This window comes from Gluconobacter sp. Dm-73 (assembly GCF_018256215.1).
Lineage (GTDB): Bacteria > Pseudomonadota > Alphaproteobacteria > Acetobacterales > Acetobacteraceae > Gluconobacter > Gluconobacter cadivus.
Genome location: NZ_JAERLW010000009.1, coordinates 75,421 through 88,934, shown reverse-complemented (window position 1 = coordinate 88,934; position 13,514 = coordinate 75,421). Strand labels below are relative to the sequence as shown.

The 13,514-nt window shown below is 59.3% G+C and carries 8 protein-coding genes; 2 read left to right on the top strand and 6 right to left on the bottom strand.

Going from position 1 to position 13,514, the window contains the following annotated elements:
* Window positions 1-37 precede the first annotated feature (37 nt).
* Window positions 38-1,909 carry a molecular chaperone HtpG gene (gene htpG / locus JK176_RS10755; protein ID WP_211587852.1) on the top strand — a complete coding sequence of 624 codons (1,872 nt, stop codon included), beginning with the start codon at window positions 38-40 and terminating at the stop codon, window positions 1,907-1,909.
* 129 nt (window positions 1,910-2,038) lie between these two features.
* A complete protein-coding gene (gene rfaE1, locus JK176_RS10750) occupies window positions 2,039-3,478 on the top strand; it encodes a D-glycero-beta-D-manno-heptose-7-phosphate kinase (protein ID WP_211587850.1) in 1,440 nt (479 codons plus the stop codon).
* Here the strand turns inward: rfaE1 and JK176_RS10745 are convergent.
* The 6 genes from JK176_RS10745 to JK176_RS10720 form a co-directional block, all read right to left on the bottom strand.
* A complete protein-coding gene (locus tag JK176_RS10745) occupies window positions 3,464-4,330 on the bottom strand; it encodes a helix-turn-helix domain-containing protein (protein ID WP_211587848.1) in 867 nt (288 codons plus the stop codon). The genes rfaE1 and JK176_RS10745 overlap by 15 nt on opposite strands.
* 210 nt (window positions 4,331-4,540) lie before the next feature.
* Window positions 4,541-7,951 carry an AAA family ATPase gene (locus JK176_RS10740; RefSeq protein ID WP_211587846.1) on the bottom strand — a complete coding sequence of 1,137 codons (3,411 nt, stop codon included), beginning with the start codon at window positions 7,949-7,951 and terminating at the stop codon, window positions 4,541-4,543.
* Window positions 7,951-9,201 carry a DNA repair exonuclease gene (locus tag JK176_RS10735; protein WP_211587844.1) on the bottom strand — a complete coding sequence of 417 codons (1,251 nt, stop codon included), beginning with the start codon at window positions 9,199-9,201 and terminating at the stop codon, window positions 7,951-7,953. Before JK176_RS10735 ends, JK176_RS10740 begins: the two co-directional genes overlap by 1 nt.
* A 49-nt stretch (window positions 9,202-9,250) precedes the next feature.
* Window positions 9,251-9,754 (bottom strand): DUF892 family protein, encoded by a 504-nt coding sequence (locus JK176_RS10730; RefSeq protein ID WP_211587842.1) that lies wholly within the window; start codon window positions 9,752-9,754, stop codon window positions 9,251-9,253.
* Between the two features lie 168 nt (window positions 9,755-9,922).
* Window positions 9,923-12,439 carry a TonB-dependent receptor gene (locus tag JK176_RS10725; protein WP_211587841.1) on the bottom strand — a complete coding sequence of 839 codons (2,517 nt, stop codon included), beginning with the start codon at window positions 12,437-12,439 and terminating at the stop codon, window positions 9,923-9,925.
* A 225-nt stretch (window positions 12,440-12,664) separates the two neighbouring features.
* On the bottom strand, window positions 12,665-13,432 hold the full coding sequence (locus JK176_RS10720) for a sulfotransferase family 2 domain-containing protein (protein WP_249194439.1): 768 nt from the start codon (window positions 13,430-13,432) through the stop codon (window positions 12,665-12,667).
* Window positions 13,433-13,514: the final 82 nt, after the last annotated feature.

Here is a 13,514-nt window from a genome sequence, read left to right as displayed (position 1 = left end):
CATATCAAGATCACTTTCCTAAACGGAGATTGATGAAATGAGTGAAACGAACAACCAGCAGGCCGCCGAAAAGCATGAGTTCAGTGCAGAGGTTGGACGGCTGCTGGACCTTGTGGTCCATGCCCTTTACTCGGATCGTGAAATCTTTCTGCGCGAACTCGTCGCCAATGCGGCGGACGCGACGGACAAACGCCGTTTCGAAGCCCTGACAGACAGTGCTGTGGCGCTTCCCGAGAATGCGTCCATCCGCATCAATCCGAACAAGAGCCAGAAAGAGCTGACAATCTCCGATGACGGCGTGGGCATGACCCATGACGAACTGGCCCAGAACCTTGGCACGATCGCCCGCTCCGGCACGCGCGCTTTCGGAGAAAAGCTGAATTCGGCAAAGCCTGAAGACCGCCCGAACCTGATCGGTCAGTTCGGCGTCGGGTTCTACGCAGCCTTCATGGTCGCGGACCGTGTGGAGGTTACCTCCCGCAAGGCCGGCTCCGATCAGGCCTGGACCTGGTCTTCGGACGGCAAGGGCGCCTTCACGCTGAGCCCCGCGTCCCGCTCAACTCCGGGCACCGACATCGTCCTGCATATGAAGGACGACGCCGACGAGTTCCTCGACAGCTGGCGCCTGAAATCCATCATCCGCAAATGGGCGGACCACATCTCCTGGCCCATTACCCTGCGTGAAACCAAGGAAGACGGCACCACGGAAGATCAGGCCGCCAATGAAGGCACGGCCCTGTGGAGCAAGCCGAAATCCGACATCACGCCGGAGCAGTATGCCGAGTTCTACCGGCACATTTCCCACGCTTTCGACGAACCCTATGCGACGCTGCACTGGCGCGCGGAAGGCGTGACCGAATTCACGGCGCTGCTGTTCCTGCCCAGCGCCCGCCCGTTCGACTTCATGGAACAGTCCCGCGAAAGCCGGATCCATCTCCATGTCCGTCGGATGTTCATCACCGACGAAGCGGAACTGGTTCCGAACTGGATGCGCTTCGTGCAGGGCGTGGTCGATACGGAAGACCTGCCGCTCAACGTCTCGCGCGAAATGCTTCAGGCCACCCCGGTTCTGGCCCGCATCCGCAAAGCCGTCACCAAGCGTGTCCTGACCGAGATCCGCAACCGGGCGAAGGACGCCGAGGGCGGTTTCAACACGTTCTGGGAAAACTTCGGCGCGGTCATCAAGGAAGGCCTGTGGGAAGACGCCGAACACCGGACGGAAATCGCCGGTTTCGCCCGCTTCCATTCCACCCAGGGCGACGATCTCGTCACGCTGGATGACTATATTGCGCGCATGAAGGATGGTCAGGACGCCATCTATTACCTGACAGGCGACAATCTGGACGCACTGAAATCCTCTGCCCAGCTTGAAGGTTTCCGCGCCCGGGGTCTTGAAGTCCTGCTGCTGTCCGATCCGGTTGATGGCTTCTGGCCGGAGCGCCTGTCCTCCTATCAGGACAAGCCGCTGCGTTCCGTCGCCCATTCCCATGGCGATCTGGAAAAATTTGAATCCACGGATGCCGACACGACCGAAGCCGCGGATGTCGAAAAGCTGGTTCCGGCCCTCAAGGACGCCCTTGGCGAGCAGGTCAAGGACGTTCGCAGCACGGTGCGTCTAACGGGAAGTGCCGTCGTCATCACATCCGATGGCGGCCCCGACCTGTCGATGCAGCGCCTGATGCGTCGCTCGGGTCAGGCCATGCCCGCCATGCCGCCGATCCTTGAAATCAACCCGAAACACCCGCTCATCAAGGCTCTGGCCGATCGTGTTGCAAAGGATGAGAGCATCACTGCCTATGCCAGCGTTCTGCTGGATCTGGCCCGTGTGCAGGAAGGCGAACCCCTGCCCGACCCGACCGGTTTCGGCCGTTCGCTCGCCACGCTGCTGGCGGGGCCGGCCGTCGGATAAAGCGGATCTGAACGCAGCATTCGCTTCGTTCCTATCCATCAAAGGCGAGGGATTTTATTCCTCGCCTTTTCTTTTTGCTAAGTTCCGGTGAGATATGGAACAGGTGCATGATTGAAGGAGTAGCAGACCGTGATCGACGATTTCCGCTTTGGCCGCATAACGATCATCGGCGATCTGCTGCTGGATCAGTATATCTCAGGAGACGTCAGCCGTATTTCTCCTGAAGCCCCCGTCCCCGTCGTCCTGCATGATGGCTTGCGCTGCGTGCCGGGCGGAGCCGCAAATGTTGCGGTCAATGCTGCCGCTCTGGGGGCACAGGTGCATCTTGTCGGTCTCGTCGGCGAGGATGAGTCGGCCCAGCGACTGAAAGACAGCCTGAACCTCTGGCCTAGCATCCAGACGGACGGGATCGTCTCTGCTCCGGACTGGACCACCATTACCAAGACCCGCGTCGTCAGTGGTCGCCAGCAGATTGTGCGCATCGACGTCGAAAAACTGACCCCCCTTTCCGACACACTTCAAAAGCGCCTCATGGAAGAAGCCCTCCGCGCGATTGAGCTTTCGGACGTGCTCGTCTGCTCGGACTATGCCAAAGGCGTTCTGACGGATGAGGTCCTGAAGGTCATCATTGCAGCGGGACGTGCCAAAGGCATTCCTGTCGTTGTCGATCCCAAAAGACGCACGCTGGATGCCTATGCCGGTGCCACACTCGTGACGCCCAATCGGATCGAAGCGGAACAGGCGAGCGGATTGTCTGTCCGGACGGATGACGATGTCCTGAAGGTTGCTGAAATCCTCTCCCGGCAGTTCGGCGGCGACGTTCTCGTCACCCGTTCGGAAGACGGCATGACGCTGTGGCAGCGTGACGCGACCCCCCTGCATGTCGCCAGCCGCAAATCCGAAGTGTTCGATGTTTCCGGCGCCGGAGATACCGTCGTCGCCACGGTCGCCGCAGTGCTGTCTGCCGATCAGACGCTGGAAACTGCCGTTGTCATCGCGACAGCCGCGGCCGCCCTGTCTGTCAGCAAATTTGGCACCGCCACCGTCTCGCGCGAAGAACTCTCCCGCGAACTTCTTCAGGAAATGCCTGAAACAGGCGCGCTTGTTCCGGTCAAACAGGCTGCCCGTATCGTGGAAAGCTGGCAGCGGCATGGTGCAAAAGTCGTGTTCACGAATGGGTGCTTCGATCTGGTCCATCCGGGACATGTCAGCCTGCTTCAGGCGGCAGCCCGCGAAGGAGACCGCCTCATTGTGGCCCTCAATACCGACAGTTCCGTCAGCCGTCTCAAAGGGCCAACCCGTCCGATTCAGAAGGAAGACGCCCGGGCCAGGGTGATCGGCGCCCTGCGTGCGGTCGATCTGGTCGTGCTGTTCGACGACGACACCCCGCTCGACGTCATCCGCACCCTGAAGCCCGATATTCTCGTCAAAGGGGCGGATTATACGGAAGATCAGGTTGTCGGTGCCGATGTGGTGAAGGGATATGGCGGCAAGGTGGTGCTGGTGGACCTCGTGGACGGCCAATCTACCACACGCCTCGTCAAAGGAATGCAGTCAGCCCCGGCCTGAGGCCCGTGTCCCCGGCCTCATGGCCGCCTGCTGCCGGATTTCGCGTGGAGACGCACCGAATTTCTGCCTGAAACGCCGGGAGAAATGCGCGGCATTGCGAAAGCCGTGGTTTAGAGCGATTTGAGCAATCGGGAGCGCATCATGGGCTGGATTTGTCAGATCCGAGTGAATGCGCTCCAGCCGACGGTTCAGAATCCAGCCCGCGACCGCGCCTTCTTCCCCGTCGAAAAGCTGGTAAAGCGCCCGTGTCGAAATCCCGGAAGCCTCCGCAATGCTCTGCGGGGTCAGATCATGCTCGTGCAGCCGTGATTCAATATGACGCCGGATATGCCTCTGCCGATGCCGCCGGCGTCCCGCCACGCTGACTTCCAGATCCAGACAATCCAGAATTGTCGTGATCATCAGATCCGTGACATGTTGCAAAAGGCGCTGACGCGTCTGGGGGATGGCATCGTCCAGAACGCCAGATTCAAGCATGGAAGTCTCGGCCAGCAGAAAAGCCCCTGGCCCCCGCGCCAGATCAAACGACAGCGGGGGCAGGCCCGAAAGCATGGGAAGATGTCGCAACAATGCCTGACGCGCCACACTGAGCAGAAAGACATCAGCCGTGGGCTCGATGCCGGGCGGTTTGGCGAGTGTGGAGAACTGGTGCGGGTCCAGATACAACTTGCCCGTGGACTGCCGAGACAGCACCAGAACCGTCCGACCCTGATCCAGAAGAGTGGCAATTGCCGGTGACAGCGCTGTGCGAAGACGAACGACAGACGGGTCCATCCCACGGGGAGAGGCCGCAAGCGTCGCCAGCGGAATGATGCGCTGGGCATTCAGGCCGCCGTGAGGGATGTCAGTCACGACCATGCTCTGGAGAAGAATGTTGAGATTCCGTTAAACACCATTTTCAGTAGTAAAGCCAATTGAAACAACCATAACGGGCTGGATATAGGGAAAATCAGCCAGAATGGAAATAGTTGTCTCGTATTTCATACTGTGTCGCCAAAGGACGTGCTTTGGATGGCTGAAACGTAGCTTTCAAACAAAGTAAATATTTTTTTATAAAAAGAATTATATTTCTATAGAATATGGAATTTCTTTCGAATTATTTATAATATACCCGTGGTGGGTAAAAAACAGAACTTGGGTTTTCTCTGAAAGCTCCGCGAGTATCTCCATTCCCGCTCCCGTCCGGGCTTCATCGAACGTCACGAACAGATCATCCGCCAGAAATGGCAGACGAATGCCCCGCGCCAGCGCCTGTTCTACTGATGCCAGACGCAGTGCCAGATAAAGCTGATCGCGTGTGCCCTCGCTCATGGCGTGAACCGGAACAGGCGTCGTGCTCGCCATGCGCTGCCCCGCCAGAACCAGACCGTCCGACCCGCTCTCTTCCGTCACAAGCCCCTCGTACCGCCCAAGCGTCAGACGTGAGAACAGGGCCCCCGCCCGCGACAGAAGAGGTCCATGCGCCTGCTGACGGCCCTGCTCCACCAGCCGTGACAGCATCAACTGTTGAAGCCGGAGGGAAACATACCGACTGGCCCGCTCGGTAATTTCTGCTTCCGTCTCCTGAATATCTTCCGCGACCTCACGCACGCCACGGGCATTTTCCAGTTCCGCCAGCGCGCTCCGCGCCCGCAACAGTCGTTCCATAACCGCTGATTTGCGGGCATCCAGTGCGATTGTTTCAGCTTCGATCTCCTCGAAGTCCCGCTCAAGCTGCTCCGGGTCCGTCATGCGCGCTTCGTCCAGAAGCGCCTCAAGGGAGCGGCCATTCCCGGCCTGAAGAATCTGCTCCCGCAACTCGTCGCGCCTGTCACAAAGCCCTGCCCGCTCTCGTGCCCGGGATAGCGCATGACGCAGGTCGTCCTCTACCCCAAGACCCAGAAGACGCCGCACGGGGTCCAGCTCCTGTTCCAGTTCCACAATCCGCAGATCGGACTGCGCGATCTCGTCTGCAAGAGCCGCACGCTGCTGCAGAACGGATTTCCGTTCCTGCTCGCGCTCCTGCTCAAGCATCAGGAACCGTTCAAGTTCTGCTGCAGATCCCTGCCCGTAGCGCTGAAGAAACACGCCCAGTTCCATACGGAACGCTGCGATATCGCGCGCTTCGGAGTCCTGCTCTTTCTGCTCGCTGTCCAGCCGCGTCCGGATTGTCAGCGCCTCTTCCACATCCCGCAGATCAGCCTGCTCGGGCCGCCCCGGATAGCGGCAGTCTCCACATGCCCGGACCCAGTCTTCCTCCCAAAGCGCCAGCTTCTGCTCCACGCCGGACAGGGCTGCCCGGTCTTTAAGCAAAGACTCCTCCCGCTGAAGACGGTCCTTTTTCCGCGCATCAGCCTGCCGCGCCGCGTCCTCTCCTTGCTCCAGCAAGGACGTCGCCTGCCGAATCTGAACCGCCAGTCGTTCGGACGCAGATTCCGCACCAAAAACCTGCAATCGCCGGCTCATATCGGCCCGGCTGTCCGTCTCGGCCTGAAGCTTTTTTTTTGCGCTCTGCAACGCCTCTTCCGCGGTCAGAGCCTCCTGACGCCGAACCACCCAGACCTGTAAAGACGCAGGCGGCAGCACCGGAGCCCCGAATGTTTCCAGCAAAGCGCTCCACGCGGTCTGGCGCCGGTCCAGTTCGTCCTGCGCCCGCATTCCTCGCCGACGGGCTTCCTCCGCCCGAAGCGCGACATCCTCACTCTGTCGCAACAGGGCCGCAAGCTGCGCCGACTGCTCGGCATGAGCATGACGCCGGTCCGCCAGACTATCCGCATTCTGGATCAGAACCCCGAACGCCTTCCGCGTCGCAGGAGCGGGACACCCGCCGGAGTGGAACTGATCCTCCATGCTCTGCCAGAGCCGGTCGCGCTCCTGTCGCGCTGCGGAAAGCTGCTCCCACGACACGGCCTGCCCGTCTTCTTCCAGACGCCGACACTGCTGCGCCAGACGCGCCCCTTCCGTTTCCGCCGCCTGCGCCTCGTCCCGTGCAACGCGCCGTTGTTCGTCCAGCATTGCCCAGAGCCGCGTTTCTTCTTCCAGAACCGTCCCATCCGGCAATCCAAGTGCCGTCAGTTCTCCCTTGCGATCGGCCGTGCTGGCGCGCCACGGCATCAGCGCCCCATAAGCCGCAGTTGTAGTGTCTTCCTGCCGCAAGATTTCGGCGGCAAGACTGTCAATCCGGTCATCCACTGCGCCCAGACTGCGGGCCTCATCCAGCTCCAGCCGGAACCGGCGCAGATTTTCAGGGCGGATTTTTTCGTTCGTTTCCGGAACGGATTCGGGATGCAGAATATTCAGCGCATGCTCCGTTTCCTGAAGCCGCGCTCGCAGATCCTGTTCCTGTGTCCGCAGCAACGCCCGCGCCTGAAGCCTCTGCTCCAGATCGTCAAGTTCTTCCCGACTGGGCAGCGTACCGGCCTCACAGCCATGCCGTGCCCAGAACTGTTCGAGCGAGATCGCATCCCGCGTTAGTCGTGTTTTCCGCTCGTCGACCTTTGTTTCAAGGCGCGCGATCAGATCACTGCGCTTCAGAAGCGTTTGGATGGCATCTTGTTCTGCAAGGACTGGGGAGCCGTCGCCAAATGCCTGAATTTGCCCGCATAATGCTTCGAACCGCTGCCGCGCGATCGAGATGTCATGTACTTCACGCTCTAACGATTCAAGAATATTTTCAAACCGAGCACAGTCTTCAATCGTTAAATCCCAGCTTGGAAAAGACCCTATTTCCGTTTCGATTTGCATGAGTTTCTGAAAAGGAACAGATGTCATTTTCAGCCGGGAATTGGTTCTGCGACGCACACCAAGTTCCTGTGCCGCCGCGTCGCAGGATTGTTTTTCTGTTTCTGATTCAGAAAGTTCCTTATTAGAAACGGATAGTTTTTTGACGGTTACGGCGTCGCTCCGCAGGGTGCTTTGCAATGCCGTCAACTTCAGTCTGGCCTGTTGCAGCGCCGAACGCGCGCGTCCGGATTTCCATTCCGAACCGACATCTTCCTGCAGTCGCGCACTCAGTTTTCCAACGCCCTCAAGTCCCAGTCCGGCCGCCAGAATCTGAAGTCCGGCATCGTCTTTTAGGCGGCGCATTTCCTCGCCGCCGTCGCGCAGCCGCGTATGATCCAGCGCCCAGGCCGCCTCAAACCCCTTCGAATCCAGCCCCCCCAGCCAGCTCCGCAATGGCAGATCCTCCAATGGCGTCCTGTCATCGGCCGCAAACAGTGTCTGGGTCCGCCCCCGGCGTCGCACGCCCTCAAAAACCGTTCCATCCTGCTCCAGACTGGCCCCGACCCGCAGCAGCGACGCCGCCGTCATCCAATCCCCGGCGATATGATGCGGAAACCCGAACAGGAAATCCCGGATTGCACAGAGAGTCGTCGATTTTCCGGCTTCATTCGCGCCATAAATGACGTGCAGGTCGCGCGGCCCTTTCGGAAAATTCAGCGTGGTCTCCTGAAATCCACCATAGCGCAGAAGATCGAGGCGTTCGAACCGCATTATTCCGTCTCCCCCAACAACCGCGCTCTCAACGCCGCCTGGGCCTGTTCAAGCGGAAACTGCCCGTCCGGCATCAGGCTGTCGCGCTCCACACAAGAGGGCAGGGCAGAGAAAAATCCTTCGAAATCGTCGGGCAGGGAGGCCAGAAATGCCTCGTCCTGCATGAGGCCGTCCAGCGCCAGATCAAGTTCCCGCGTCTCTGTCACGCCGCTCTGCCGAAAGGGCGCAGACGTCTCGTTGCGGATTTTCTCCAGCGCAATCTGTGCCGTCCCGTCGGCGGACTCCTGCGCCATCGACACTGCAATGCCCCGCAGATCGTCTTCCCAACTCTGCGACGCACATAACCGGTCATGCAGAATGCTGCGTCCCGTCAGGACGATCCGCGCAATCACCGTGCGTCCTTCCGCTTGGGAAAGGGCGCGTTCCATCTCCCGCCGCGCGGCTCCCAGAACGCCATCCATGCTTTGCATGTCGCTGACATCCAACTCCAGCCGACACCAGCGCACGACATCACAATTCACGAAGTCGACCGAGCGGACGATCCCGTCCTCAACACTCACCAGCGCACAGCCACAGGCTCCGGTCTCGCGCGCATGACGCCCCTGAAGCACGCCCGGAAACACGATCCATGGATGCTCGCAGACGATTTCGCGCGCGTGCACATGCCCCAGCGCCCAGTAATCATACCCCTTGGCCGACAGCGTTTCGACGGAGCAAGGCGCATAGGTCTCGTGTTCTCCATATCCCGACAGCGACGTATGCAGCACACCAATATTAAAACACCCGGCGACGGGCGTGGGATAGGCCCGCGTCATGTCATGCGGGACATGACGGTCGCGGAAACTCTGCCCATGCAGCGCCACGCCGAGGTCCGGCCATTGAAATGTCTGCGGGGCCTCATAGGAAAAATGCTCGATTCCGTCGGGCAGCGGCAGTTCGCGCGCAATGACCGACTGCGCATCATGATTGCCCGAAAGCGTCACAACCCGGATGTCCGCCTGAACCAGTCGGCTCAGGGCCTTGAGCATGTAAAGCCCGGTCCCGACATCCTGCCAGGTCCCGTCATACAGGTCCCCCGCCAGAATAACGAAATCGACTTTTTCAGTCAGGGCCGTCTCAACCAGCCGGTCCAGCGCACGCCGCGTGGACCCGCGGATTTCCGCTTCGGGAAGCCCTTCGTAACGGCTCAGCCCCCTCAGGGGGCTGTCGAGGTGAATGTCAGCAGCATGGAGAAAGCGGAAAGAGGACATCCGCGAAGTTTACGCCCTCCACAATGTCTTGCAAGCAGCTCTGCCGGGATCAGGCAGCGGCCAGATATTGCGACACGATATCCGGCATCAGGCCCGCAAGCGCCTCGGCCGAAGCCGTCTCTTCGTCCTTCAGACATTCCAGCGCCGACGCATCCTGTGCAAAACCCAGCTGCCGTGCCAGCACGATCAGCATCTGAAGAGACGTGATCTGATGCGCCCGGTATCCACTCGCCGCCAGCACGTTCTTCAGAACATCCCGCGCTTCGCCGCCATGCAACAGCCCCGAGACGGTGCTGAGAATGGACGACACCGTTTCATGTGGAACCGGGGCAGGGTGCCCGTGCCGCGACAGAAGGATCGTGATCTCCCGCGCATGGCTCCGCCCCATCGCCAGATCCTGCTCCATCCGCTGGCACAGCCCCGGATACCGCTCACACACTGGAAGCTCCGACAGCGCGGTCTCGATAGCCTTGGATTCAATGGACAGATGATCCCGAAGAGCGCCCAGATAGATATCCAGAGCTGACCTGTCCGTCGTTTTCGTTCTGCCCACCGTGGATCCTTATGTGTCTCTGGTGTGTCGCGGGTGTGAACTTAAATGGCCATATTGTCCAATGGAGTGCAAGAGCGCAGCACTCCGTTTTGGAATCCCTTCATGGTCATGAAAAACCCCATGCCGGAGACCGGCATGGGGCATTCAGGGACAGCAGGATCTGAAGGATCAGAAACCGGCGCTGATGGAACCCGTCGCAGCGAACGGTGCCGCGATCATGTAGTTGGGAGCGGTACCCTTGATCGAGGTGCCGAAGATGCCAGTCTGCGTCTGGGCGTTGACGCGGGTGCTGGTCGGGAAGCCCAGATAGTGCTTGTTCGTGATGTTGGTCAGGTTGAACTTGATGTTCGGTGCCTGCAGGAAGCCGAGATTCTTGAAGCGGTAACCCACGGTGATGTCCATCTTGACGTAACCCGGGATGCTTTCGTCATTCATGAACGTGGCATACTGCTTGGCGACATATTTCAGCTTGTAGGCGCCGAACAGGTTGCCGTCGTCATAATCGAGGTTGAAGCCGACCTGATACTTGGGGGTGTCAGGCGCGAACTTGCCGCTTGTGCGCATGTAGTCGACCTTGTTGCCCGAACTGGAGAGCAGGTTGCTGGTCGTGCGCGCGTCCACATACTCGAACGAGGCATAAGGACGGATGTGATAAAAGATCGGACGCGTTCCAATTTCCGCATCCACACCGTTCGTGCTCTGGCCACCCGCGTTGATGTTGGTGGTTGCGTAGTTGAGGCACGCGTTGTCGAGGCATTCCTGCTGGGAGATCAGGCGGTTCGTGAAGTTGTAGTGGAAATACGTGACCGAGGCCATGACCGTCGGGCCCGTGTAACGCCAGCCAGCTTCTTCCGAGATGGAGATTTCCGGCTGCTGGTTCTTGTTGGCCTGTGTGCTGTAGCCGCCGTTCTTGTAATAGGCGCCGGCGTCATACAGGGAGTAGTTCGTCGGGATACGGAAGTTCGTGGCGCCCGAGACGAAAACCTGCATTTCGGGATTGATCTGATAGCGGATCGACGCTGTCGGCAGGGGCTCGTAATACGTCTTGTCGATATACGGACCCGTGGAAGTGTCGGGCAGCATGTTGTGACCGTCACGGGTGACGATCGCATATTTCAGACCGGCATCAATGGTGAGCTTGTTGTTCAGCAGCGACAGGCTGTCACCGATGAACATGGTGTGCGTTCGCGTCTGCGTCAGGCTGGCGCGATACTGATAGGTGGTGCCGTCATTGAATACGTAGTTCGGTCCGCCACCCCAGATATCCCAGGGCGTACCATCGGCGCCGATACCCGTGGCGGGAGCCGTCTGGGACTGCTTGGCGTATTCGAACCAATAACCGACCATCAGGCGGTTGACGCCGGTGGTGAGCGTCAGCTTCGTGACGGCACCCGGACGATAGGTCGTGGTGATGGACGGTTCATAAAGCAGCGAGCCTTTGGCGACGGACTTGCCATCCAGCGTGCCGCTCATGGACGTTGCGCCCCAGCTCGTGGGAACCGTGTAGGCTCCGCCACCGCTGCCGCTGCCGTACCAGAAATATGGCGTCTCGGTCAGGACAAGGTGATCCGTCAGCTTGAAGGTCGAGGGAGCACTTGCGTAGATGTTGGTGAACGGATTCTGGTGGAATTTGTAATAGTTGGCGTCGCCAGCCTTGTAAGCGCCGTTATAGACCGTGTTGTTGATCGTAGCGTTGCTGGTGTTCTTGAACGTCGTACCATCCGGACGGGTACAGGTGCTGCCGCTGTAGCAGGAGGCCACATACTTGTCTTTGACGCCGAAGCCATAAGCGTCCCAGGACGCCTTGTTCACGCTGGGTGTCAGGTAGTTGTACAAACGGTTGCCGACGATGGCGAGCGAGACGCGGTTTCCGTCACCCCAGTCGTTCACGATCTTGGCTTCGGCATGCAGCTTGCGGTTCGTGGCCATCGAATGGATGGCATCTTCGGTCGCATAGGAACCGGAGAAATAGGCACGCAGGTTGGTCTGCCCGATCTTTCCTGTATCCAGACGCAGGAAGCCGCGCGTGTAGTCATAAGAACCGTAGGAGACGTCGAACGCGCCACCCTTCTTCATCTTCGGGTCGATCATATACATGTCGACCACGCCGCCGGTGGCGCTCAGATGGGGGCTGTCGAGGTCAGCAGAACCCTGTGCAAGGCTGATTTTGCGCAGGTTTTCGGAGTCCACGATTTCCTGGGAATAAACCGCGAAGGAGCCGATATCGTTGATCGGGAAACCTTCAAGCGTGAAACCCATCTGTGACTGGTCGAGGCCGCGGGCGCTCATATGGCTGCCCGTCAGACCTGCCGGATCGGAGGATGTGACGTTCGCACCCGGAAGCAGTGCGATCAGCTGCATCGGGTCCTGACCCGGCGCCTGCTTTTCGATGTAGTCGCGCGAGATGGCCGAAACGGACTTCGCTGCGTCCTGTTTCTGCATCAGACCACCACCAACATCGCGGCGTGTTACGCCATCGAAATAGGAATGGTGACCGCTGACTGAGACATGTTCTTCATGTTCGTCTGTTGGAGCCGTGTTGCCCATCATGGACGGAGCGGCAGCAGCGACTTTCGTAGGGCTCTTCTTTGTAGAAGGAGCCGTGCTGTCTGCGGGGGCGGCAAATGCCGATACCGTACCAAACGCAAACAGGGCCGAAGTCGAAAGCAGGCGAGCAAGGCGCATTGTGTTTTCGGTCTTTCTCGGTCAGGTGAACTTTCGGCCGAGAAAAAGCATGAGTGCACACTTCATTTCAATCAGATGTGGCATGATACACTATGACATGAGGGGGGTATGGCAATTTAGTCACATTTCACCTCCGGAACGGCGATAAATGGCAGGAAACTCCCCGCTGATTGTGACATTTGGAAGACATGTCCCGTTTTTCTGGGGAAAGATCGTTTCAAAATCCTACCCTGTAGGGCGCAGGTCTTCATCCGCGCTGTAGATCTGTCGAATCCTCTTGGCCTGCGCGGGGGTAGCCGCGGCATCGTGGCTGTTGCTGTTCAGATGGGGCACGATCCTGCCGCGCAAGGCAGGTACCAGATCGGGCAGGGACGAGATCCGGTCCATCGGAACAAGCTGATCCACCGCAAGCCGACCATTCCGATCACAGACATACAGGCTCTGGGGCCGGAACACGTGGTCCATGTCATAAACGGAGGAGCAGGATTCCACATGATCGATGGCATCATCCAGCGTGTGGAGCGAGCGGTAGAACTGGTTGAAGGAAGGATGGATCCGAACGCGCGCCGTCCCGCCGCGCCGTGCAAAAGACCATGCGGAGACAAAACGCTTCACAGGATCGCGCCAGATCGCAAAACTGGGTAGCGTCCGACAGAGTTCTGGCGCCACATGATGATAATAACGCCATGTCTCATGCAGCATGATCCCACCATAGAGCAGGTCACAGACTGACGTTCCGCCATTTTTGGGAACATGGATGAACAGCGCTCCGGCTTCTCGGATGCGTTCAAGCCGCTGAAGGCGCTTTCGACCAAGCGGCAGCCGTAGCCTCAGATCGGCGACACGGGCATGAACATCGGGATACTGCTGCACTCCGAACAACTGACACAACATCCGTTGCGGAAGGCCGGAGCCTTCTGGGCCGCGATCGACTGGGTCAGCGAGAAGGGTATGGGTCTCGTCATTCATCCGAACGGCAGAAGGGGGCGTCATGACCGTGTCCTGATCCTGTCTCTGTTGAAACGGACACTGGCGGCGGCAGGAAACGGAGGCAAAGGGTAGATTGTAACGGAAT

Excerpts from the sequence above, each read along its gene's own strand:
- htpG (WP_211587852.1), top strand. The coding sequence starts at position 38 with ATGAGTGAAACGAACAACCAGCAGGCCGCCGAAAAGCATGAGTTCAGT.
- JK176_RS10740 (WP_211587846.1), bottom strand. The coding sequence starts at position 7,951 with ATGCGGTTCGAACGCCTCGATCTTCTGCGCTATGGTGGATTTCAGGAG.
- JK176_RS10735 (WP_211587844.1), bottom strand. The coding sequence starts at position 9,201 with ATGTCCTCTTTCCGCTTTCTCCATGCTGCTGACATTCACCTCGACAGC.
- JK176_RS10725 (WP_211587841.1), bottom strand. The coding sequence starts at position 12,439 with ATGCGCCTTGCTCGCCTGCTTTCGACTTCGGCCCTGTTTGCGTTTGGT.
- JK176_RS10720 (WP_249194439.1), bottom strand. The coding sequence starts at position 13,432 with ATGACGCCCCCTTCTGCCGTTCGGATGAATGACGAGACCCATACCCTT.